The following is a 22,228-nucleotide window of genomic DNA, read 5'->3' as shown; positions in this document are numbered from 1 at the left end:
ACTGTGGTAGAGTGTGGGTATATGTGGTTAGTCTGGTTTCGAAGGTGAGTGTATGTTGAAAATCGCCGTTATCTTTGTCCTGCTGTTACTGGCATTTCTGGCAACCAAATATTTAGATGAAAATGCCCAAAAGAAAATGTTGATAGGGCTCGGTGTCGTTATAGGCTGCGCCGTTGCTTTTTTTATGGCGATTGAGTTATTTCGATAAGCAGAGTTATTGACGGTAAGCAAGACACCTGGTTCTTATTACGCTGTGATAGAAGCCATTTGAAACCAAGCATCATGACTTTTATATCAACAAACAGTTAGGCTATTAGCTTATTAACAAATAGCAAAAATAAAGCCCGCTATGTTAGCGGGCTTTACTGTATGAGAGGTCGTGAGAGCCGTCGTGACTGTTAGCGCGCCTTGGCTCGGCTACGGTTCGGCTTGCCGTTTTGGCTCTGACCTTGGCCCTGACGCTGACCTGAAATCGGCTTGCCGTTGCGGTTAGGGCGGCCCGAGTTGTTCCCATTACTGTTACCATTACGGCTTCCAGCTGACTGCCCGGCAGGTTTGCCGTTTGATTTACCTCGATTACCTTGCTGGCTCTGGTTACCTTTGTTATTGCCGCTAGAGCGACTACCCGGTTTACGTTTGCCATCCTTGCGGATATCAGGCTGATTTGGGTGCTTGGTTGCAAAGCGTTTTGCACCGTGACGGCCAGAGCCTCGACGTTGTGCCGGTGTCATCTCTGCCTCGCTGCCTTCTTCTGGTACCAGGCAGTTTGGCCGATCGCCAATCAGGTACTTTTTGCCCATCGAGACAAGCGCCTCGCGGATCAGTGGCCAGTTCAACGGATCATGGTAGCGCAACAGTGCTTTGTGCAGACGACGCTGGCGATCGCCCTTGGCGACAAATAAATCTTCGCGTTTTTTATATTTAACACGCTTGAGCGGGTTAGTTTCCGAGTGGTACATCGCCGTTGCGTTACACATCGGAGACGGGTAGAAGTTCTGAACCTGATCACACTGGAAATCATTCTTCTTAAGCCACAGAGCCAGATTCAGCATGTCTTCGTCGGTCGAACCCGGGTGAGCCGAAATGAAGTACGGGATAAGGTACTGCTTTTTGCCTGCTTCTTTGCTGTATTTCTCAAACAGTTCCTTGAAGCGGTCATAGGTGCCCATGCCCGGCTTCATCATCAGATCCAGTGTGCCTTTCTCGGTATGCTCAGGCGCTATCTTCAGGTAGCCACCAACGTGGTGGGTCACCAACTCGCGGATATACTCCGGTGATTCGATAGCCAGGTCATAGCGAACGCCTGAAGCAATCATGATCTTCTTGATACCGTCAACATTACGTGCCTTGCGGTAAAGATCGATAGTGTGCTTGTGGTCGGTATCCAGCTTCTTGCAGATCTCCGGGAAGATACAAGAAGGACGGCGACAGTTGGCCTCGGCGCGAGGATCCGAACAACCCAGGCGGTACATATTGGCAGTTGGTCCGCCCAGATCCGAAATAGTGCCGGTAAAGCCTGGTACTTTATCGCGGATGTCTTCCAACTCGCTGATGATCGATTCTTGTGAGCGGTTTTGGATGATGCGTCCTTCGTGTTCGGTGATAGAACAGAAAGAACAGCCGCCAAAGCAACCGCGCATGATATTCACACTGGCCTTGATCATGTCATAGGCTGGAATTTTAGCCTTGCCATAGGAAGGGTGAGGCACGCGGGCATAAGGCAGGCCAAATACAAAGTCCATCTCTTCCGTGGTTAGCGGAATAGGCGGCTTGTTCACCCATAGTTCGCGATCAGCGTGTTTTTGGATCAGAGCACGTGATGAATACGGGTTAGTTTCCAGGTGCATAACTCGGCTGGCGTGCGCATAGAGAATACGATCGTTGCGCAGCTTTTCAAAAGACGGCAGACGAATAGCCGTGCTGTTGGAGTCATGGCGAGACGGTTGAATGTGAACTGGCTTGGCTTCCACTTCTGCCTTTTTCTCGGCTTTGTTGGTTTCGCAGTTTTCTTCAGTCGCATAAGGGTTGGGCATAGCCATGGCCTTACCCGGTTTTTCAATGCGGCTGGAATCAATTTCCTTATAGCCTTCCGGCAGCTCTTTCATGATCACTGCCGTACCGGCGATATTGGTCAGTGTCGCAATGTCTTCGCCATCCGCCAGACGGTGTGCCACTTCAACCAAGGCACGTTCGGCATTACCGAAAAGAAGAATGTCGCCTTTGGCATCAAACAGAACAGAGCGACGTACTTTGTCTGACCAGTAATCATAGTGAGATAGTCGACGCAGACTGGCTTCGATACCACCAAGTACAATAGGTGCATCTTTGTATGCTTCACGGCAGCGCTGAGAATAGACCAACACGGCGCGATCAGGACGTTTGCCGCCTTCGTTGTTCGGTGTATACGCATCATCATGACGCAGCTTGCGATCAGCCGTATAGCGGTTGATCATCGAATCCATGTTACCGGCCGTAATGCCGAAAAACAGATTCGGTTTGCCCAGCGACATGAAGGCGTCTTTGTTGTTCCACTCAGGCTGAGCAATGATGCCTACCCGGAAGCCTTGCGATTCTAGCAAGCGGCCAATTACCGCCATACCGAAGCTTGGGTGGTCAACGTAGGCATCACCGGTAACGATAATAATGTCGCAGCTATCCCAGCCAAGTGTGTCCATTTCCGCACGGGTCGTCGGCAGGAACGGCGCAGTGCCGTAGCATTCCGCCCAGTATTTGGGATAGCTATTTATTGGTGTTACATCAGTGTGCATACATTGGCCTCAATCTTAGAAGGCGGGAATTATAGCCGCTTGGTAAATAACTGGCTAGCCCTGATATTCTCTGGGTTTAGCTCACCAAGAGGACATAAAAAAGATGTGGGTTAATCTTAGCCTGAATCTGATGAATATCGTGGTTTGTTTACCAGATAAATTGTTGTCAAATCTGAACCATCTTAGCACGGGTCATGGCAACCTCTGATGAAGTAATATGCCCAGGACATGATTGGTTAGCGGCTGAAGGCTAATCAAAAAAGTTGACAGGTTTACTAGGCACGGATGACGGGGACCCTATTTACACCTTACATTTCATATGGTTTCATACTGAGCTATTCGGTAGGGGAATGAATATGGCAATCGGTCGCGGGTGGTGAGATAGGCGAATTCGATTCGATAATCTTCTTCGTGTACCTCTGAAGTTCGAAAGGTATATGTGAACTGATTTTGTAGAATATACTGTTAGCCGCTTAGAGGATAAAATGGAATTTGAGTTAGATGTAGCTCCCTCAGATGAGAGCATTAACGAAATACGTAATGGATTAGTAGAGCACAATCAGCCTTTTCTTAATGGACTAGATCGTGAAAAAGTTGCGTTTTACGCCAAGGTCAATGAAAAAAAAGTAGGCGGAATTACCGCTGAGGTATTTGGCAATTGGCTTTTGATAAATTTCCTTTGGGTTGAGGAGTCGATTCGAGGTAAGGATGTTGGAAGTAATCTATTACTTCAGCTTGAGAATCACGCTAAGTCAAAAGGTTGCCACTCATCCATGGTGGATACATTTAGCTTTCAGGCTAAACCGTTCTACGAGAAACATGGTTATGTATGTCACATGACCTTAGAAAATTACCCAGTCGATCATGCACGACACTTTTTTACTAAGTTGCTGTGAGTACGCGGCTAACAAATTGCTCAAGCGGATGCGTAACGTTTCGTGGTTTTGGTTTGAAGTTCGGTGTGCTTTGTTGGAGTTGTGTTTGCGCACTTTATCTCCGGTGTTAGAGCGTGTTCCACACTACCAAGGTATTTCTGTTCCATCATAACTGAAGAATTTACCTGAATCTGTTGGTTCTGCTGCATCTAATAGCTCAAGCAAGCAATACGCTACATAATCGGATGTAAATAGCTTGTTCGAAGGGACGTTTCTCTGAAACGGCTTAGATAAATTGGTATCGGTTGTTCCAGGATGAAATGCGAATACACAGCAGTTGGGTAGTTTATGTTTCCACTCAATACTAATGGTTTTGATGGCCATGTTCAGTGCAGCTTTAGAACAGCGATAACTAATCCATCCACCAATTTTGTTGTCTTCAATACTTCCAATTCGTGCGGAAATCGCTATGAAATAAGTACCTTGTTTTGATTTCAGGTGTTTGGCAAAGTATTTTGCAAGGTACATGGTTGGTACAACATTCGATTGAATATTGTGATTAAAAAAGTCAGGATTAAACTCATTAACAGACTTTTCAGGTTTACGGCTTGGTAAGTGCAGGGATCCCGCAGCATTAATCAATATGTCTAGACTAGTAATACTGTTTGCTAGTGCGCGAACATCTTGCTCAGAAGTTGCGTCTAGTTGATACCAGCGAACTCGGTTATTTTCAATTAGTGGTCTATGGGTTCGGTATGTGGCATAAATAATGGCTTCAGGCTTAGACGTTACAAACAGGCTAACAAGTGCAGTACCTATGCCGCCTGAACCACCGATAATTAGTATCTTCAACGAGTTATACCTATAGGTTTTAATTCACTAAGCATAGGGCATGGGGCAGATACAGCAAACAAAGCAATCAAGTTAGCGCTTAACACTCGGCGGTTTTTGTATGGAGTTCGGTGCCATTCGTCGTTTCGAATCAACTGGTTTGTTTTTAATATAAGCGTTGGCTTTCTTTCACAGATTGCTCCATAAAATTACATGTTCATCCAATTTTCTTTATACAAACTGATAATCCTGCTAATTGGGTTGATGCATCGGTGAAAGAAGCCGAGAGATCAGAATCATTACCGATGCAATATGGTTACTCGATAGGCTTCAATTTGTAGACGACAAGGTTTTCACCATTGTAGAAACTGGTGACAACATTTTCGCCAATTTTTTTAAATCGCATCGAACTGAAAACCTTGGTGCTTTTATCAATCTTGTCTTTCAGTGATTTGCTATCCGAGTCAGCAAATACTTGAATTAAGACTATCCGGCCATTGCTGTCTTTTTGATACTGGGCATCATAGCGAACATTGAATTTCTTGGCGCGCTCGTCCTGGCCGTAGACATTCAAAGTGTTGCCATTAAACTCCATGTAAAAAGCTTCACCTTTTACTGACTCGGCTTGCCAAAAACCGTTGATCTTATAGAAAACTGGTGTGAATTTTCCTTTGAGAAACAAGAGCGCCAGACTAAGAACGATGATACTAGTCAGTAGTTTTATTAAGGGGTGATATTTATGCATTGTTTGTCCTCTCCACACCCGTAAATTGTGGCACTGACCTTATCGATATAGTCATAGTGGGTTGATTGCAATGTTTCATTTATCAGTTTGAGTTCATTCTCATTTGGAGTAAACAGTATAAATGTATTATTTATTCGCACTGCCTCAATGTCTTCTTGTTGAGTAAAGCTGACACCGAACACAACCAGTAAACTGGCGAGAATGGTGATTAAGCCAAACATAGGTTTACTAAGCCTGATGTCCGATTGTTTTTTCTTCTTCGGCGATGGGGTTGGGACAACGGTTTCAGGTTTGGCTGTTGTTGTTATCTTTGGTCCCGCATCGTTAGTTTCTGGAAAGGGAGGAAGGCTAGTATGAAATTCAGGCTGTACCCCTAGTTTGTAGCCACGTTTGGGGACGGTAATGATCAGGGCCTTGCCTTGGTTGAATAGCTTCGAGCGTAAGCTGTTGACCGTTTGGTTAATTGTAAACTCTGATGCATAGGTATTTGCCCAGACGTTTTCTGCGATGTCAGTACGAAGCGCTACGTTCGGGTATCGTTGACAGAGATATTTGAGTAATTCGGCCTCTTTGATGCGCAGTTGAGTTTGGGCACCATCATTACTATTCGTGACCGACATATCAGTGAGCGAAACCTTCAGGTTTTGAAGACTAATATAAGTGATATTATCGTCGAGCGGGTTTGCCATATTGGTTTTTCAGTACTGTAAGTAATGCATCATGATTGAAGTTATAGACGAGCAAATTATGATACAGTTCAAATTGTTAAGCAACAAAATGCAAATATAATCGAACAAAGCTCAAAATCCGCCCGGCATAATAATCTAAGTGTTTGATTAGCCGAAGGACTTTCCAAGTCCTTTGAGTATGGTAACCTTTTCACGCATCAAGATGGACGATTTTTCCATTTTTTCTACTTGTTCCAGGTTTTTTGTCGAAGAATATGAGATTTGGTTAACATTGCTACTGATTTCAGCTGAGACCACTCCTTGCTCTTCGGCTGCAGTGGCAATCTGAGTCGATATTTCTGCCATTTCATCAACCATAGCTACAACCTCTCTAATACTTTGGGCTGTTGTATCTGTGTTGTCGACACATTCTTTGGTCTTCTCAATACTGATGGTTGTGCGTGACTGCCACTGGTTCAAAGTTGAGTTAATATCGCTGATGCCATGCTGTATTTTTTCGGTGGCACCGTGTGTTCGTTGCGATAGGGCACGTACTTCGTCGGCGACGACAGCAAACCCGCGCCCTTGCTCTCCCGCTCGGGCGGCTTCGATCGCGGCATTCAGTGCCAGCAGGTTCGTCTGCTCAGCGATGCCCTGTATTTCGACCATCATGGTTTCTATCTGATCGGAGACTTTGACCAGAGACTTGGCCGTCTCGGCGGTGTTTTCTGTCTCCTGCTCTAATTCATTGATAGCCTGCTGGGTTGAATTGAGCGCTTCGGTGGTTTTGATACATTGCTGTTGGGCGGTGGCAACTTTGTCTGCCGTAAGCTGGGTATTTTGAGCAATTTCGTTAGATACCGTTGATAGCTCGGTGATGGCCGTGGCAATCATCTGTGTTTCCTTGTCTTGCTCGGTGATAGATGCCTTGGCTGATGTGGAGGCCTGTTGCAGGGTATCAGCAACGTTTGCCAGCGTGCCTGAGGCATCATCGACACGTCCCAGTACGGTTTTCAGCCGGGCATCACCTAACTGGAGGTGAAACTTGGCAATAGATTCTTTTGTATCTCCGCTATAGATAATTCGGGTTAGGCTGTCGTATTGGTCAGTCAACTGCTGTAAATATGAGGGAGTCTTAAGTAGTTCGTTGCGAAACAGTAAGAAAGTGACGACGAGGGGAACCAGTGCACTGTATTCGGCATAGTTCGGCAAAAAGAAGTGTGCGCCAGCAATAGTCAGCACAAGAACCTGAAAGCACAGGAGCATTTTTTGTACGGTGGACAGCTGAAATGAATATGGGTTTTTCTGTTGGTTGAGTTGCTGGTAAATTTGCTCAGCCTTGGAAATCATTTCACTGTTGGGTTTGCGCCTGACCGACTGGTAACCGCAGACTTGGTTGTTCTGATACAGTGGAGTGACATAAGCGTCTACCCAGTAGTAGCTACCGTCTTTGCAGCAATTTTTGACAATTCCACGCCATGATTGCTCAGCCTTGAGATGCTGCCATAAATCAGCGAAGGCTTGGGGCGGCATGTCGGGGTGTCGGATAATATTGTGGTGTTGTCCAACAAGCTCGTCAGCTGAGTAGCCACAAATGTCTATGAATTCATTGTTTGCATAGGTGATGACACCTTTCAAATCGGTGGTCGTAACCAGCTGGGCATTGGGAGCCAAAACTATTTCATTGTCTGTGACATGGGTATTCTTTCGCATAGATATTCTCTCTCTACATCAAAAGTCATAGCTCGATAGCTGAAGCTGTATTACTGACTCCACAAGTCATTAAACGGCTTTTGTTATGACAAAAATGTCATTACAAAAAATGCGGTATTACTCCGCTTAAAATCAAATGTAGATGGGATATCACTTTTATACATAATTGAATTTCTGGCGCTTTCTTACTTTTTAGGGGATTGGGCTTAATATTGTTCGATTCTTCTTATTATTAGTTATCTATGCAATGAGTGTCAGACTCGATCACTGAGTTTTTAATAAATACAGGATAATGTTTTAGTGGGTATGATTTTATGAAATGAATAAGCCAAATAGCGGAGCTGGCGGGGATGATCTGCGGATTTAACTATGTGAATAAGGTTAATATCTATTTGGGTGTCTGATTATAATAAAAAGCCCGCATATCCTGCGGGCTATTGACTACTTGATGGTTCGGCTTAGGCTGCTGGCACCATAACTTGGGTCGCAATGATTACCACGATAATACCAACAAAGACCGGAACAGAAGTACGTTTAACCACTTCGAACGGAGACAACTTCGCCATGCCCGAACAGGCAACAACAACACCAGATACCGGAGAAATGGTACGGCCAAGGTTAGATGCCTGAAGCATAGGGATAACCAGGTATGCCGGGTTGATGCCCATTTTGGCCGCAAGGCTAGGAATAAGCTCAACGAATGCGTAGAACGGCGCGTTACCTGAACCGGTAGTGACAGCTGCAATTGCTGTGATACCAACCAATAGGATCATCAGGAAGATACCGCCGGCACCCGCGATTTCAGCAAGGTGAAGCAGGTTGTCGATGAAACCGACAGATTTTAAACCTTGCGCGAAAACACCCGCTGCAATCAACAGCATAACCACGCCAGAGAAGGCATCTGCCATCCCTTTATACGCAGCATCCAGGCCTTCAAATACCATTTTTGAGTTACGGTGGCGGATCAGTTCGATCACCGCAGCAAGGAACATACAGATCACCAGAATAGTGACGATGTGTAGTTCCGGGAACAGCTTACCGCTGAACAGCAATACACCGATGATCGGCGTGAAAGGCAAAATGCAGAAGAATTTTGGCGCATCAACCGTCAGTTCGCTAACGTCCAGTTTTTCGTGAACCACACCTTCTTTGTCATCCAGGTAGCGCTGCCAGAAGAAGTGAGCAGCCGCCATGGCGATAATAGCGACAATAGAAATTGGCAGTGTTGTCTTGAAGGCAAAATCAATCAGCTCCATACCTGCTGCTTCAGCAGCAACGACAACATCACCCGAAGTTGGAGACAGAATGATAGCTGCCGGTGACGCACAGATTGCAGCTGCAGCGCCGCGACTGATACCCATATTAACCATCAGCGGGAACAAGGTTGCCATTAGCAATACACCCAGACCGGTTGCAGATGAAACAGCAAGAGACATCAGGCAGGCAACGAAGTAGGTGGCGACCATCAGAATGTAAGGAGACTTGATAAACTGTAGTGGTTTGGACGCCATTTTCACGACCATGTCGTTGGCACCGATCTTGGTCATGTAGGCTGCAAAGCCACATAGCATCATGATCATCATGCCAAGTCCGCCGGCGCGGTACATTAGCAGGTATTTAATATACTCAAATACATCAGTGACAGCGTTGCCTGTTGACGTGACGCCAGTAGGCAGCACGTTCTTACCTAACGCCGCTGTGATGGCAAGTAAAATAATACCGCCAGTTAATAGCACTCCAGTTGCTGTATATCCTTTGAAGATGTATCGACCTACACCCGCAGCAACCAGAAGACCAATTATAAGCTCCAACATGGAAGTGTCCTCTTAAACTACAAAATAAAACCAATTAAAAGAAAATGTGTGTATATAAAAATACTTTCTTACACATTATTTATGGCTAATTTACCTAATTGGTGGCATTTACTCGACATATAATGGCGGTATTTATGATCTAAAGCAGTATTTTAGGCGGCGTATTTTTATTGTGCTACTGGCTTGAAAACTAATGTGAAAAAAGCTGTAACAAAAAGGTTAACTGATAGTTTTGAAGGAAATTCTAATAAAATAGCAATATGGCGCCATTATAAGAACTGTTGCTTATAGAGTATGGACAAGTTGATAGTAAAATTGCTTAGTGATGCTTGCTATTGGCAGTGTTGCTTAACAAACTCCATAAAGGCACGATCAGCAACAGATAAGTACCCGTTCTTTCGCCAGGCGATGGCTATATCAAGGTATACAGGCTGCTGAAAGGGGATGGCCGACAATCCTTGTTCATGCTGGGTTACCATCTCCAGCAGTGCTGTAATGGCGAAGTCATTACGGACTATTTTCAAAATCATTGGCAGCAGGTTTGTTTCGAAGGCAATCTGGGGTATCAATTGATATTGACGGCAGACATCATCAATGAACTCTCGGTGAAAGTAACCCTGCTTAAACATCACCAGTTCGTTTTTGAAGAAGTCACTAAAGCTGACTGTCTTTTGCTTGGCCAACGGGTTTCCCTCGCCAACCACCGCAACCATTTGCGAGTTGATAAGGTGCTCGGTGACAAGGCTGTCGGGGACATCTGCGTTGTGGATGATACCGAGATCCAGTTCGCCATTTAATAGCATTTTCCGAATGGACTGGGTGCCGGCTTCGACAATGGTCAGTTTCAAATTGGGGTACTGGCTTTTGAAGCCCATCAGAATATCGGGAAAAAAATACGATCCGAGCATACTTGGCAACCCAAGCCGAACTTCCCCTTTTTCCAGTCCCCTTAACTCCGCCATCGCGATGTTGGCATCTTCCATTTGCCTGAGAATGAGTCGGGCGTGTTCAAGCAGAATGTTGCCTTCATGGGTGAGCATGACCTTGCGATCATTGCGGTGGAAAAGTGGCAGCTCAAGTTGGCTTTCGAGCTTTTTGATGGCAATGCTGAGCGCCGGTTGGGCGATATGCAGCTGCTCGGCTGCCCGGGTGAAATTACCCGTTTCGGCCAGTTTGACGAAGTAGGTGAGCTGACGAATATCCATTGGCTATAAACAAAAACTATCATCCCTATATTTTTAATATATTTTCATTATTGGGAATGAATTGCTACCGTTTTATTAGATTTCAACGGTATGGCCCTCGATAATGATTGATTTAAAAACCCCTGCTTATAAACGTGCCAGCTTTGCTCTTGCCCTGGGCTCCTTTTTGGTTTTTTGTAATCTTTATCTGTTTCAGCCAATGCTACCGTTGATGGCCAACGAGTTTTCGGCCACGGCAACAGAAGTCAATTGGTTGCTGGCAGCAGGAACATTGTCTCTGGCCGTGATGCTTGTGCCTTGGGCGGTAGGTTCTGAAGTGATAGGCCGTCGTCGTGTGATGCTTATCAGCTTGTTCCTGTTGCCTGTTGTTGGTTTGTTGATGCTGGGGGCCGAGAATTTACTGATGCTGAGTCTTGCCCGGGCCGGTATGGGAGCGGCTCTCGCAGGGTTTGCGGCAGTGGCTGTTGCCTATATGGCCGAAGAGTTTACGCCTCGGGCATTGATGGTTGCCGTCGGCGGTTATATCAGTGCCAACTCATTGGGAGGGATTGTCGGTCGTCTGGCGGGCGGGTTTATATCTGATCACTGGGGTTGGCAATCGGCGGTGATCAGTATGGCGTTATTCAGTCTTGTTATTGCCTTGCTTGTGTGGAAACTACTGCCGCCACAGCAACACTTTGTCGCCAGAAAAGGCCAGCTGAGACTGCATACCCAGAGTGTGATTCAGCATTTGAGAAAACCGGTTCTGTGGTATGCGATGCTGATAGGCGGAGTGAACTTTGCTCTCTTTGTGAACCTATATACGGTGATGGGCTTTCGTCTGGTCGCCGAACCGTACTCGGTGCCGGTGAGCTGGGCTTCTATGATTTTTCTGTGTTATCTCACCGGTACCCTGAGTGCCAAGTTCAGTGGTAGGTGGAGCCAGTCCTATAACCCGACCACCGGGATGATTATAGGAACAACGGTGAGTGTAGTGGGGATGTGGGTGGCCGCGATAGAAACCATTCCTGCGATGATGGCAGGCCTGATGCTGATAAGCTCCGGCGCTTTTTTTACCCACTCGCTGGCTTATGCCTGGGTGAGTCAGAAAGCGACAACGGCCAAGGCAACAGCCACAGCATTGTACCTTGTCCACTATTATGCCGGAGGAAGTCTCGGGGGCTTTTACCTGATAGCTTGTTGGCAATATGGAGCGTGGCAGGGGGTGTTGCTAGGTGGAACGGTGCTGTACGGGGTGATTTATCTATTGTGCCTTCGACTGATGAGCAAAGAAAAAGTCGCAGTAAAAGAAGAGGCCGCAGCGAATGACATCCAGCCAGCGGCCTGAAGAACGAAAGGATATGATTAGTATTTAATACTTAAACTGACCGACGACTTCTCCGAGCTGCCCGGCCATCTTAGAAACGTCCTGACTGGCTTGAGAAGATTGGCTGACGGCTGATGCCGTACTCATCGCCAGTTCTGATATTCGGGTAATATTCTTGTCGATTTCGGCAGACACCATGGCCTGTTGCTCCGAGGCTGAGGCTATCTGCAAGTTTTTGTCCGAGATATCGGTAATCGCAGTTACGATACGGTTGACGGAATCTGTTGCCTGGTTGGTTTGGTTAACGGTCAATTCAGTCTGTGACTGGCTCTTTTGCATAATCGCGACACTCTCTTCAACGCCAGAGTGCAATTTTTCGATGGTATGTTCTATCTCCTGGGTAGAACTATGTGTGCGCTGAGCCAGTTGTCGGACTTCGTCGGCGACGACGGCAAAGCCGCGGCCATGTTCACCAGCTCGTGCGGCTTCGATGGCTGCATTGAGAGCCAGCAGGTTGGTTTGCTCAGTAATATCCCGGATCACGGCAATCACTTTGTTAATGTTGCTGCTTTCAGTCTCAAGGCGCTCAATCAGCGTTTGAGATTCGGCAATATCTGAGGCCAGCGCCTGAATAGACTCTCCGGCTTGCTCGCTTGTTTGCAGGCTGTTTTGTGCTTCAAGTTTCACTTTTTCAGCGGAGTCGGCGGCATCATTGATATTACTGGCGATTTCATTGCTGGTGGCCAGCAACTGGTTGATTGCCGTGGCGACGTTGGAAGATTCCCCCTGCTGCTGTTCAGCATTTTCCAGGCTGTTATTTGAAGCTGATGTCGACTCTGAGGCGGCATGAGAGAGCTGCTGTGATATGTCGGCGATGCTGGTGACGATGGTTTGCAGCTTGGAGGTAAATCTGTCGAAAGAGTGGCTGAGCTCTGCCAGTTCATCCTTGCCGTTATCATTCATTCTGACCGTTAAGTCACCGTTGCCTTCGGCAATGTCTTTCATCATATGGTTAACGGTTGCCAGACGCTGGGTGATCTTGCGGCTGAATGTCAGCAGGACAATGGTCATGAACAGGGTGATAGCCACACCGCTGATAGCTAGCGTGAGTTTTTCCTGATATTGCTGATGATTGATATCGTCGATAATTGCCAGCTCTAACCGATCGATTTCGTTCTCGACAATATGCACTTGTTTACGAAGCTCGCCATAAAACCCTTCGGTATGGCTAAGGCCAATTGTGGTATAGCCATCGACCAGCTCTTCGAACATCATCTGGTACATGATCAAACTGCGTCTTAGCCCTCTTTGCTCTGAACGACTGAGGGGCTTATCCCTGACGGCTTGCTGCAGGGTGTCGATGTTGTTGTTGAAGTAACCGAGGTGGTCGGCATTTTTGGTGATGATAAAGTCTTTCTCGTTGCGCCTGAGCGTCAGCAGCATGCGGTGGAGCTGCTCGTCGCCGGTGGCCAGTATCTTTTCCTCAGTATCGTTAGCTGCATTGTTGATATTGCCTCGCAGGCCATCTTCCATTGTCAGGCCTATCAGGACACTCTGATCGGTGATTTCATTAAATTGGGTTGAATACTGGTCGAGCACTTCCAGCACATAGTCAAAGCTGTTCCCATGCTGAGAGCTGTATTGGCTTAGAATGGTTTTTATTCGGCCTATCCGATCAGAGAGGGCAATCTGGTCGGTATTAAACTCTTCTATATATTTGGCATCCAGTCGGGCCAGAAAGTCTTTTTCATGGCGGCGTAGTTTCAGTAAATCAGCTTTACTGTGCGCGGTTTCCTGAGCAGCAAACTGTAAGTTATCAATCTTTTTGAAAGATACCATTTCAAAAAAGCCGAAGGCGAGCATTGAAGCGACAAGAATAAAACTGATCAGGTATAGCTTGGCCTTGATTGTCTGAACAGACAGTATGCGCATGGTTTACCCCCATAATGATAGTTAGCACCGTCTCTACACGATGATCTTCATAGGGCCGCTATCGGCTGTTGCCATCTTTGGCTACCAGCGCTAGCTACTGCATACTTCAGCTATAGGATGAGGTTCCTGATGCTTCCCTGCGTGTCATTTCTCTTTGCTTTAAGATCAGGTTGCCAGAAAAGATTCCGTCCAGAATGTCGGGCATCATTGCCAGCTTTTCTTCTAGCACAAGAATAACTATAGGATCTCTATCAAGAATGTTGTAATAAAATGAGGAGAGGGCCGGTTAGGCCCTCTTAGGATCAGGCTAGAGCCATCGCCAAGACTGAGACGGGGTGGATGGTTTCAAGGTCGGTATTTTCTTCGATTTGCCATTTACAGGTTTCGCAGTCTGTAATGGCGAAATCGGCATTTTCCTGGCGAATTTGCTTGAACAGCTTGTTACCGATAGCCATCGAAGTGTCATAGTTCTCGGTTTTGAAGCCGTAAGTTCCTGCAAGACCGCAGCACTGGCTGTCCAGCACCACCAGTTCCAGGCCTGGGATCATCTTGAGCAGCTCAATGGTATACAGGCTGCCACCGGTACGCTCAAGGTGACACGGCGTGTGGTAGACCACTTTCTTATTGACCGGCTTCATTTTCGGCATATTGCCATTCATAAAGCTTCTTAGCAGAAAGCGGGTAACGAACTCGATTCTGTCGGCCACCTGGCTGTTATCAACCTTGAGTACCTCTGGGTATTCTTCGCGCAGGGTGAAGGAACAGGTCGATGATGTCGAGATGATTGGCGCATCATACTTTTCGATGGCATCGGTAAAGTTCTTGACGTTCAGTTTGGCATTTTTCTTCGCTTTATCAAAGAAGCCGTTGGCGATGAGCGGCACGCCGCAGCATTTCTCTTTGTCGAGCAGCTGGACACCGATGCTCATGGCGTTCATGACTTTGACGAAGTCTTTACCTAGCTGAGGGTGGTTATAGTTCACATAGCAGCCGTGGAAGTAATGTACCTGCTTGGGATACAGTGCCTGGCTGGTGCAGTTTTGCTTGTACCAGCGACGGAATGTGCCGTGGGAGTACTTCGGCAGACTTTTGTGATCGTGCACGCCGATGGTTTTGTGCATGATTTTTTTCACCGGCTTCATGCCGGTGATGGCGTTAACAACAGGCGCAAATGGTGTTGCAGCTGTCCCCATCAGATCAGTGTGGCTGAGTACAAAGTCACGGATGGTTTTGATGTTCAGCGGCATTTTGGCATGCTCGTCGCGGGCGACGGCAATCATATCGCCAATCTTGACGCCGGAAGGACAGGCCGTTTCACAGCGCTTGCAGTTGGTACACAGCTTCAGGGTCTCATCATAAAACTCAGGACTCTTGATTCGCAGACGCTCGCCATCCGGGCCACATTGCTTCGGTCCCGGATACTGCGGGTTGGCCTTTGCGACAGGGCAGTAGACGGTACATACAGTGCACTTGATACATTGATCAAAGCTGGTGTCTTTTTTTGGAAGGCTCATGCGATAGTCCTTTCTTGTTGTGCGTGTTCTGTTGTTTGGTGCTGCGCTTTAATCATTTTCTCGGCAACATGATAGCCGGTGCTGATGGCGACACCGCTGCCGCAGCCTTCGAAGACCGGATCATAATGGGCAAGCAGGGCACCTGCGCAGTACAGATTGCTGATGCTCTGGTTGTTGATAGATGGCTGTAGCTGAGAATTGCAGGTGACACCCATCTTGAGGAACGGATGACTCTGCTTGGCAAAGAACTCAGGTTGATACCAGTGATCGCGATGTGGCAGATCAGTCATGTCCAGACCGAAGATAGGTTCTTCGATAGCATGTCTTTGCGCACTCATGCCTCGGCTGAAGAAACTACCGCTGGCAATGAGGTAATTGTCCGCAACGAGCGGCATGTCATGATGGTGCTTGGTATAAATACGTTTTAGCTCGCCGTCTTCGAATTCACCGCGCTTTACTTCGTCCCCAGCAAGGATCAAGCCACCTAGCGCTTTGAAGTGAGACTTCATGGCTTCTTCCAGACGAATACCCAGCAGAGAAGGTGGCATGGTTGGGATCTCACAGATCTTAAAGCCAGTCAGCCCTTCAAGCAGCTTAATCGTTGCCGCCCCGTCGCCATTGCCAAAAATGGACGGCAGAATCACAAGATCGGCTTTGCCGACGTGTTGGATCAATGACTTGGCAAAGGCACAAAGCTTGGTTTCGTCACGTAGCACCCGGGAGAGATCGATGGAGCGAAATTCACACGGATTACGCTGCATTGTCTCGAAATCAGGTAGCTCGACGGCAGCTGTCGTGATGGTGACATCTTTAAACTGCGGTAGCTTCGCCAGGTTGTCGGCCGCCAGTTTAGGCTGGAAATCACGGAAACCGTCAATGGTAACGAGGGCAACACTGCTCAGCCCCTTCGCGACATCCTTTAGGGGGAATTGATGGACGGTTTGTTGAGATAACCAGGTAGAGCGGAAAGTGCCCATAGGTGTGACGCGCAAATGGTTGGCTCCATCTTCCTGAGCTGTCAGGTAGACGCCGCATTTTTCCATCATCGCCTGGTACCAGTCCAGAGCGTCACGTGTCGCTCTTTCGCCCAGCTTGCTGTAGGGGTGCTCCGGGCTTTGGTTTTTCAGTTCATCAAAGGCGCTGAATGGGTTGGCGACTGGTTGGCCGTCAGGCAGGCGGCTCAGTACATCGATAGATCCCGACGAAAAGTGCAGGGCACTTTGGCCTGCAGCAATAACGGCTGTCTTCAACCCGGCCTCGGCACAGCGGATCGCACAACTTAGGCCGGCAACACCGCCACCAATAATTACGCTATCAAATTTCATTGCTCGACCTCGTCTGCTGTTTCGCTTGTTGTTTTGTTTGTTGCTGTACTGGATGCCTGAAGTGATGTGTCCGCTTGTTGTTCAGGGAGATCACTGACACCAAACAAGCCTTCGTAGATCCAGTAGGTAAATTCGCCTTCGCGCATAGCATCGCCCCAGAATACCGGTTTGATGCCTTTCCAGCGTTCTTCAAGGAATTCGCCCAGTAGGTGGCTCGCTTCGGTCCCTGATGTTTTGCCATACTCCGAGAATAAGCCAGCGGCACGGTAAGAGCAGAGTTCTCCCTGGCATGGCCCCATGCCAACGCGGGTACGGCGACGTAAATCAACCAGGTTATGGACATCAAGCTCTTTGATGGCGTATTCCACTTCGCCACAAGTAACCATCTCGCATTCGCAGATCACTGCCTGGCTCTTCTTGTCGCCCTTGAGGAACTTCTCGGCCCGCTCGCCATGACGGTAGTAAGCGGACTGATAGACCGGTTTGGCAAGACTAGCTGTTTTCTTGGTTTTCTCGGTTGCTTGTTCCGAGCCGGGCAGCGGTTTTTCATGGGTAATACATGGTTGCGAGTTACCCAGTTTTTTCGCAACTAGATCGGTTGTCCATTCAGCCATCATGCGGTATGTCATCAGCTTGCCGCCGGTGATGGTTACGAAGCCGTCCATGCCATCTCGTTCTGCATGATCGAGCAATACAATGCCGCGGCTGATATTACGGCCGCTGGTATCACCGTCGACGGCAACGAGAGGGCGGACACCGGCATAAGCACGAAGAACGCGGGTGTTGGCCATGATAGGTGCAAGCTTGGCCCCTTCTTCTAGTAACACATCGATCTCTTTGCTGGTGACATGCAAGTCGTCGATCTTGTCGTAATCGATACGCTCAGAAGTGGTTCCGATCAGAGAAATCGTGTCACCGGGTACCAGAATATCGGCATCTGACGGTTTACGGCAGCGGTTGATGACAAGGTTGTTGATCCGGTAGTCGAGGATCAGCAGGGATCCTTTGGCAGGGAACATCTTGATATTGAGATCCCCATACTCACAGATCTGTTGACCCCAGATCCCTGCGGCATTGACAACCTGCTTGGCGTAAATCTCAAAATGTTCGCCCGTTTTGGTGTTCAGACAGTTAACGCCTTTCACTGTGTGACCGTCTCGGATCAGGCCTGTCACAATCGTGTGATTGAACAGGCGGGCACCATGCTCGACAGCATCAAGTACGTTGGAGGCGGCAAGTCGAAACGGATCAAGCGTACCGTCAGGTACCTTGACGGCTCCGATCAAATCCGGGTTACAGTTAGGCTCTAGTCGTAAAGCCTCTTGCGGCGTCAGCTGCTCGACATCAATGTCTGCTTTCTGGCAGGACGACAGAAAAGTTTTCTGAAAATCGAGATCATCGTCCGGCAGTGAAATAAACAGCCCCTGTGTATCTTCCACACAGTGGCGGGCAATTTTTTTGAGGATCCGGTTTTCTTGAATGCACTCTTCAGCGGATTCCTGATCCGTGACGGCATAACGGGCGCCCGAGTGGAGCAGGCCGTGGTTACGTCCGGTCGTACCTGAAGCAAGGTCATCCCTTTCAACCAGAATACATGCCATTCCTCGTAACGCACAATCACGCATGATGCCTGTGCCGGTTGCGCCACCGCCGATAATAACAACGTCTGTTTCAAACCAACTAGTCATGTTCGTTTTCGCTTATTGTTTTGGTCAGTTACTCAGGAACTGTTTGATTCCCTATCTCATAGGAATAAATATGCCACTTTTACTGCGGGTATTATTTGATCCAATACACATAAATGAGCGAACGAACATTCGTTCGCGCTATAAGAGGCTTGATTGCATGAAAAGCAAACAAAAAAAGAGCCGAACGGCTCTTTTTCGAAGGAAGGTATGTGTAAAAATTAGGCGATTGCCTTTCGGCGCTCATTTCCATGGTACTGAAAACCAACCGGATGAAAGCGGCTGCAGTCACGGCCGGAGTCTTTGCACTCATAAAGAGCACGATCTGCGCGTTCAATCATGGAAGAGAGCGTATCGCCGCTGGAATAGGTAGAGATGCCGATACAGGTGGTGATCTGTAGCTTGGTATCGGCATAGCCGATTGGCAACTCAAGTTGGCGAATGTAGCAAAGCATGCGTTCCGCAATTTTTTCGGCCATGTCGGAATTACAACGAGGCAAGCATAGGATGAACTCTTCGCCGCCATAGCGGCCAAACAGATCGGTTTTTCGGATCTTGCTTTGCATGAAATCAGCGAAACCCCGTAATACTTTATCACCCGCGCCATGTCCCCAGGTGTCGTTAATTCGCTTGAACTTGTCGATATCAAAAATCAACACCGAAAATGGCTGGCCTTTATTTTCGCAGTGGGAAATTGACTTGTTTGCCAGTTGCAGGAGCATACGACGGTTATAAATGCCGGTTAACGGGTCCAAAGTAGCCTGGCGATACAGGCGCATTAGCATATATAGCTTGGACAGCTGCGACCAGATCACCATCATCGCCAGGACATTTTGCAGCCAATAGTCAGCAAGGTTTTCGGGGGTAAGTAGTCTATCAGCCTGAAACTCAACAAAAAGCTGAGTAACAGCAGTAATAAAAAGCAGCCCGAGGCTTTCTTTTATGGTGACTGGAAGAATGGTCAATATGGCGACATGCAGGATAGGAAGCAGGGTATAACCACATTCAATGCCGCTGTTGCCGTTGGGAAAGTCGAGCACCTGCATTGAATACAAGTAGAACAAGTTCAATCCAATTACCATCAAAGTCATACACCATTGGGCTTTTTTCAACGACGTTTGACGGCTGTTGTATTTGGCAATGGTAAATAAATATGCAGCGAGGGCAACACGAGAAATGGCAATTTCTATCCCTAGCGAGCCGGAAAGGAAGAGCAGATCGAAAGGAACCCAGAGAACAATTAAGATTCCCCAGACGATGGCGAGCATCGAGATACGATCACGCAGATAGCCGCTTCGGGTGTTTTGAAAACTGGCGCTGTGCGCTTTTGCACTCCATAAATCAGGAATATACAGTTTAAGCGTCTTAAAAAGCTGCTCTTGATTATCCTGCATTCCTTTATTCGGGTTAGTCATTTTCGCCCTGTATGTTATGTGTCTGACTACCTATTTAGGGTTTAATTGCATAAAAAATGACGCAGCGCAAAGTCAACACAAACTGTCCGTGATTTGTGGGTAATTATTCTACATATTGAATAAACAAACCGTGACCTTGATCCAGTATATTGATTGGTTTTTCTAATGTGACTGGATGAATTAATTAATAGGTTAATCGTTCTTGGTTGAAAAATTTGCCGGTGAGTGCTTTTACCGTGGTACTTCATTGTGCAATCAAACAGTGAACTTGATATGATCCTTCCCAATTTTTTATTGATACAAGTTAAAGCATGATTACAGGTTATTTGACGTTTCTGATCCCCGCACTGCTGGGGGCACAATTGATTTTGACGTTGGTGTTAACCAAGGGGGAAATCTGTCCGGGTCAACGAGGCAGGGTACATAAAACGTTGCCTGTAATTTTAGCTGGTTGGCTTGTTGCGGTCATTAGCCATCCAGTAGCTCTATTACCTTTGCTAGTGTTGGGCTTTTTTACCTTTAAGGTCAAGACGGGCAAAACCCGTGACGCGGGGCCGCTCAAGGCTCTTTACGCGGCCGATATACTGGCTGCACTGAGCTGGTTATCGCTTCTGCCGACAATGAGCCTGCCTCAAATTGGCCTGAGCCTGATGGCGGTGGCATTGTTTGGCAGCTCGTTAGCCCACTTGTTGCTGACACTGGCAAGAACTCGCCTGCAGGCTTTTCACCGTATTTTGCCATTTACCGGGTTTGTCAGCGCGATTATGAGCGTCTTGTTGATGCTTTGGCTATTGACCGGTATTGAGGAGTCAGCGTTACAGGCCATGACTGTAGATGTTGTCGGGGCATTGGCCTTATTAGTGTTGGCACTGTTGGTCTGGAGTGGCCATATTCTGCTGACCAAGACGGTCAATCGCTGGCAGCTTTTGGTCGCCTCGTCATTGCTGGTGGCGTCCGGCAGCATGCAGCTGGTGATGTTTTAAGCCACATCACATTATTGCGCATTTTCTGGATAAGCCCTTCCATTTGGAAGGGCTTTTGTTAGCAGGCTAACGGAGAATGACTATGCTTATCTTTAGGTACAGGCACTGTTACCGTTGCTGTGAGCTAAGGGGTGAGTATGGAAATTAGCAATCTACTGAATATGGATGGCAATATCGTTCTTGGCATTGTAAATGAACGGCTACGGCTTGAATGCTCGACTATCGAAGAGCTGGTAAGTCGTTATGAGCTGGATAACGATGAATTGAATGAAAAGATGGAAGCGCTGGGTTATCACTACGATCCCATCTCAAACCAGTTTAAATAAAAGCCGGATAACAACTTAACGCTTCAGGCGCTTTTAATTCCCTCAAGATGGGTTTGGCATTGCTGCTTGGCGGTTGCAAAAAACGCCTGCAGATAATGCCTTTCCCGCTCTGAAGCTCGAATGGCTGCAAATAGCCGTCGCCATAGTCCTTCCCCAAGCGGTTTGCTCACGACCAGCCCCTGACGGGCAAAATCATAGATGGCCCAGTTAGGCAAGGCGGCAACCCCCAGTCCGGCCGACACCATCTGAACCAGCATCAGGGTATTGTCGGCTTGTTTCCAGTTTTCTGGCTCGATATCTGCCGGTTGCAAGAAGTGTTTGACGACATCCAGACGACCTTTTTGGACTGGGTAGCTGAGCATGGTCTGATCGGCGAGATCCTGTGGAGAGATATAGTCCTTATTGGCCAGTGGTGACTGCGGGGAAACCACCAGACGCATTTCAAAATCAAACAGAGGCTCGAAATGGATTTCACTGCGGGCCTGAATATCCGAAGTGATTACCAAGTCGAGTTCGCCTGCACTTAATGCCGGCAGAGGCTCGAACCCGAAACCTGACGAGAAATCCAATGTCACGCTAGGCCAGTGGATTTGGTATTCCTTCAACGCTGGCATCAACCATTGGAAGCAGGAGTGGCATTCAATGGCCATGTGCAAGCGACCGTTGGCGTCTTCCTTCAGGCTGGCAAGCTCATGTTCGGCTTTGGCGATGCGAGGGATCAGGTCGTCAGCGAGTTTGAGCAAGATCTCCCCTTCGGCAGTGAACTTTACCGGCCGGGTTTTTCTCAAAAATAGCTGGCCGCCGAGCCGTTGCTCGAGATCTTTCAGCTGGTGAGACAGGGCGGACTGGGTCAGGCAGAGGGTATTGGCTGTTGCTGTCAGCGAGCCGGTATCCCGTAGGACTGATAATGTTCTTAAGTGTTTAATTTCTATCATGGCTTCCTTTACCGTCCTTGTCGCAGATGACTCATCGCTCTCGTTATCCTTTGAAATTCAGCGAGTTTCCTGTCGCCGTCCGATGAGTTGATAAGATCAATGTACCTGTAAAAAAGAGATGTGTAAACATCTAGACGTCTAAATGGATTTGTTGTATGAGACCTGATGATTATTAATTTTTTTCATAA

Annotated in this window: 18 protein-coding genes; 5 read left to right on the top strand and 13 right to left on the bottom strand. The window is 47.6% G+C overall.

The window, feature by feature from the left end; all coding sequences use genetic code 11:
- The first annotated feature begins 52 nt into the window (after positions 1-52).
- A complete protein-coding gene (locus tag EIZ48_RS29135) occupies positions 53-208 on the top strand; it encodes a hypothetical protein (RefSeq protein ID WP_175577511.1) in 156 nt (51 codons plus the stop codon).
- 190 nt (positions 209-398) lie between these two features.
- Here the strand turns inward: EIZ48_RS29135 and EIZ48_RS24100 are convergent, their stop codons facing one another.
- Positions 399-2,768 (bottom strand): YgiQ family radical SAM protein, encoded by a 2,370-nt coding sequence (locus tag EIZ48_RS24100; protein WP_160657418.1) that lies wholly within the window; start codon positions 2,766-2,768, stop codon positions 399-401.
- 485 nt (positions 2,769-3,253) lie between these two features.
- Here EIZ48_RS24100 and EIZ48_RS24095 point away from each other — a divergent pair, with 485 nt between their 5' ends.
- Positions 3,254-3,664, top strand: coding sequence for a GNAT family N-acetyltransferase (locus tag EIZ48_RS24095; RefSeq protein WP_160657416.1), 411 nt, complete (start codon positions 3,254-3,256; stop codon positions 3,662-3,664).
- A 123-nt stretch (positions 3,665-3,787) separates the two neighbouring features.
- Here the strand turns inward: EIZ48_RS24095 and EIZ48_RS24090 are convergent, their stop codons facing one another.
- The 6 genes from EIZ48_RS24090 to EIZ48_RS24065 all read right to left on the bottom strand — a co-directional run bounded on the left by EIZ48_RS24090 (position 3,788) and on the right by EIZ48_RS24065 (position 10,619).
- Positions 3,788-4,495, bottom strand: a complete 708-nt coding sequence (locus EIZ48_RS24090) for an SDR family NAD(P)-dependent oxidoreductase (RefSeq protein WP_160657415.1) — start codon at positions 4,493-4,495, stop codon at positions 3,788-3,790.
- 295 nt (positions 4,496-4,790) lie between these two features.
- Positions 4,791-5,219, bottom strand: coding sequence for a hypothetical protein (locus EIZ48_RS24085; protein ID WP_160657413.1), 429 nt, complete (start codon positions 5,217-5,219; stop codon positions 4,791-4,793).
- Positions 5,198-5,908: a winged helix-turn-helix domain-containing protein gene (locus EIZ48_RS24080; RefSeq protein WP_160657411.1), complete on the bottom strand. Its 711-nt coding sequence runs from the start codon at positions 5,906-5,908 to the stop codon at positions 5,198-5,200. The genes EIZ48_RS24085 and EIZ48_RS24080 overlap by 22 nt, the downstream gene beginning before the upstream one ends.
- Positions 5,909-6,055: 147 nt before the next feature.
- Entirely contained in the window at positions 6,056-7,600 is a 1,545-nt protein-coding gene (locus tag EIZ48_RS24075) for a methyl-accepting chemotaxis protein (RefSeq protein ID WP_160657409.1), read from the bottom strand.
- Positions 7,601-8,058: 458 nt separating this feature from the next.
- A complete protein-coding gene (dcuC, locus tag EIZ48_RS24070; RefSeq protein ID WP_075763334.1) occupies positions 8,059-9,414 on the bottom strand; it encodes an anaerobic C4-dicarboxylate transporter DcuC in 1,356 nt (451 codons plus the stop codon).
- Positions 9,415-9,746: 332 nt separating this feature from the next.
- Complete coding sequence (locus EIZ48_RS24065) at positions 9,747-10,619, bottom strand: LysR family transcriptional regulator (RefSeq protein ID WP_160657407.1); 873 nt, start codon at positions 10,617-10,619, stop codon at positions 9,747-9,749.
- A 103-nt stretch (positions 10,620-10,722) separates the two neighbouring features.
- On the opposite strand from EIZ48_RS24065, the gene EIZ48_RS24060 reads away from it, so the two are divergent.
- Positions 10,723-11,946, top strand: coding sequence for an MFS transporter (locus EIZ48_RS24060; RefSeq protein WP_160657405.1), 1,224 nt, complete (start codon positions 10,723-10,725; stop codon positions 11,944-11,946).
- Between the two features lie 24 nt (positions 11,947-11,970).
- Here EIZ48_RS24060 and EIZ48_RS24055 read toward each other — a convergent pair whose 3' ends face one another.
- The 5 genes from EIZ48_RS24055 to EIZ48_RS24035 all read right to left on the bottom strand — a co-directional run bounded on the left by EIZ48_RS24055 (position 11,971) and on the right by EIZ48_RS24035 (position 19,796).
- Positions 11,971-13,857: a methyl-accepting chemotaxis protein gene (locus EIZ48_RS24055; RefSeq protein ID WP_160657403.1), complete on the bottom strand. Its 1,887-nt coding sequence runs from the start codon at positions 13,855-13,857 to the stop codon at positions 11,971-11,973.
- Between the two features lie 302 nt (positions 13,858-14,159).
- Positions 14,160-15,371, bottom strand: coding sequence for an anaerobic glycerol-3-phosphate dehydrogenase subunit GlpC (glpC, locus tag EIZ48_RS24050; RefSeq protein ID WP_160657401.1), 1,212 nt, complete (start codon positions 15,369-15,371; stop codon positions 14,160-14,162).
- A complete protein-coding gene (glpB, locus tag EIZ48_RS24045) occupies positions 15,368-16,696 on the bottom strand; it encodes a glycerol-3-phosphate dehydrogenase subunit GlpB (protein WP_160657400.1) in 1,329 nt (442 codons plus the stop codon). The genes glpC and glpB overlap by 4 nt, the downstream gene beginning before the upstream one ends.
- Positions 16,693-18,384, bottom strand: coding sequence for an anaerobic glycerol-3-phosphate dehydrogenase subunit A (glpA, locus tag EIZ48_RS24040; RefSeq protein WP_160657398.1), 1,692 nt, complete (start codon positions 18,382-18,384; stop codon positions 16,693-16,695). Before glpA ends, glpB begins: the two co-directional genes overlap by 4 nt.
- A gap of 218 nt (positions 18,385-18,602) precedes the next feature.
- Complete coding sequence (locus tag EIZ48_RS24035; RefSeq protein ID WP_160657396.1) at positions 18,603-19,796, bottom strand: GGDEF domain-containing protein; 1,194 nt, start codon at positions 19,794-19,796, stop codon at positions 18,603-18,605.
- A gap of 311 nt (positions 19,797-20,107) precedes the next feature.
- Here EIZ48_RS24035 and EIZ48_RS24030 point away from each other — a divergent pair, with 311 nt between their 5' ends.
- Together EIZ48_RS24030 and EIZ48_RS24025 are read left to right on the top strand one after the other, a co-directional pair.
- Complete coding sequence (locus tag EIZ48_RS24030) at positions 20,108-20,779, top strand: HI_1241 family integral membrane domain (RefSeq protein WP_160657394.1); 672 nt, start codon at positions 20,108-20,110, stop codon at positions 20,777-20,779.
- Between the two features lie 137 nt (positions 20,780-20,916).
- Positions 20,917-21,105 (top strand): DUF4250 domain-containing protein, encoded by a 189-nt coding sequence (locus EIZ48_RS24025; protein ID WP_075763343.1) that lies wholly within the window; start codon positions 20,917-20,919, stop codon positions 21,103-21,105.
- Between the two features lie 23 nt (positions 21,106-21,128).
- On the opposite strand, the gene metR is transcribed toward EIZ48_RS24025, so the two are convergent.
- Entirely contained in the window at positions 21,129-22,040 is a 912-nt protein-coding gene (gene metR / locus EIZ48_RS24020) for an HTH-type transcriptional regulator MetR (RefSeq protein ID WP_160657392.1), read from the bottom strand.
- Positions 22,041-22,228: the final 188 nt, after the last annotated feature.

It is taken from the genome of Photobacterium alginatilyticum, from assembly GCF_009910675.1.
Taxonomy (GTDB): domain Bacteria; phylum Pseudomonadota; class Gammaproteobacteria; order Enterobacterales; family Vibrionaceae; genus Photobacterium; species Photobacterium alginatilyticum.
Note: the sequence above shows the minus strand (reverse complement) of the source record. Positions and strands in the feature narration are given on the sequence as shown.

Coding starts and splice junctions, on each gene's coding strand:
- EIZ48_RS29135 (WP_175577511.1), top strand. CDS start 53: ATGTTGAAAATCGCCGTTATCTTTGTCCTGCTGTTACTGGCATTTCTG.
- EIZ48_RS24100 (WP_160657418.1), bottom strand. CDS start 2,768: ATGCACACTGATGTAACACCAATAAATAGCTATCCCAAATACTGGGCG.
- EIZ48_RS24095 (WP_160657416.1), top strand. CDS start 3,254: ATGGAATTTGAGTTAGATGTAGCTCCCTCAGATGAGAGCATTAACGAA.
- EIZ48_RS24085 (WP_160657413.1), bottom strand. CDS start 5,219: ATGCATAAATATCACCCCTTAATAAAACTACTGACTAGTATCATCGTT.
- EIZ48_RS24080 (WP_160657411.1), bottom strand. CDS start 5,908: ATGGCAAACCCGCTCGACGATAATATCACTTATATTAGTCTTCAAAAC.
- EIZ48_RS24075 (WP_160657409.1), bottom strand. CDS start 7,600: ATGCGAAAGAATACCCATGTCACAGACAATGAAATAGTTTTGGCTCCC.
- dcuC (WP_075763334.1), bottom strand. CDS start 9,414: ATGTTGGAGCTTATAATTGGTCTTCTGGTTGCTGCGGGTGTAGGTCGA.
- EIZ48_RS24065 (WP_160657407.1), bottom strand. CDS start 10,619: ATGGATATTCGTCAGCTCACCTACTTCGTCAAACTGGCCGAAACGGGT.
- EIZ48_RS24060 (WP_160657405.1), top strand. CDS start 10,723: ATGATTGATTTAAAAACCCCTGCTTATAAACGTGCCAGCTTTGCTCTT.
- EIZ48_RS24055 (WP_160657403.1), bottom strand. CDS start 13,857: ATGCGCATACTGTCTGTTCAGACAATCAAGGCCAAGCTATACCTGATC.
- glpC (WP_160657401.1), bottom strand. CDS start 15,371: ATGAGCCTTCCAAAAAAAGACACCAGCTTTGATCAATGTATCAAGTGC.
- glpB (WP_160657400.1), bottom strand. CDS start 16,696: ATGAAATTTGATAGCGTAATTATTGGTGGCGGTGTTGCCGGCCTAAGT.
- glpA (WP_160657398.1), bottom strand. CDS start 18,384: ATGACTAGTTGGTTTGAAACAGACGTTGTTATTATCGGCGGTGGCGCA.
- EIZ48_RS24035 (WP_160657396.1), bottom strand. CDS start 19,796: ATGACTAACCCGAATAAAGGAATGCAGGATAATCAAGAGCAGCTTTTT.
- EIZ48_RS24030 (WP_160657394.1), top strand. CDS start 20,108: ATGATTACAGGTTATTTGACGTTTCTGATCCCCGCACTGCTGGGGGCA.
- EIZ48_RS24025 (WP_075763343.1), top strand. CDS start 20,917: ATGGAAATTAGCAATCTACTGAATATGGATGGCAATATCGTTCTTGGC.
- metR (WP_160657392.1), bottom strand. CDS start 22,040: ATGATAGAAATTAAACACTTAAGAACATTATCAGTCCTACGGGATACC.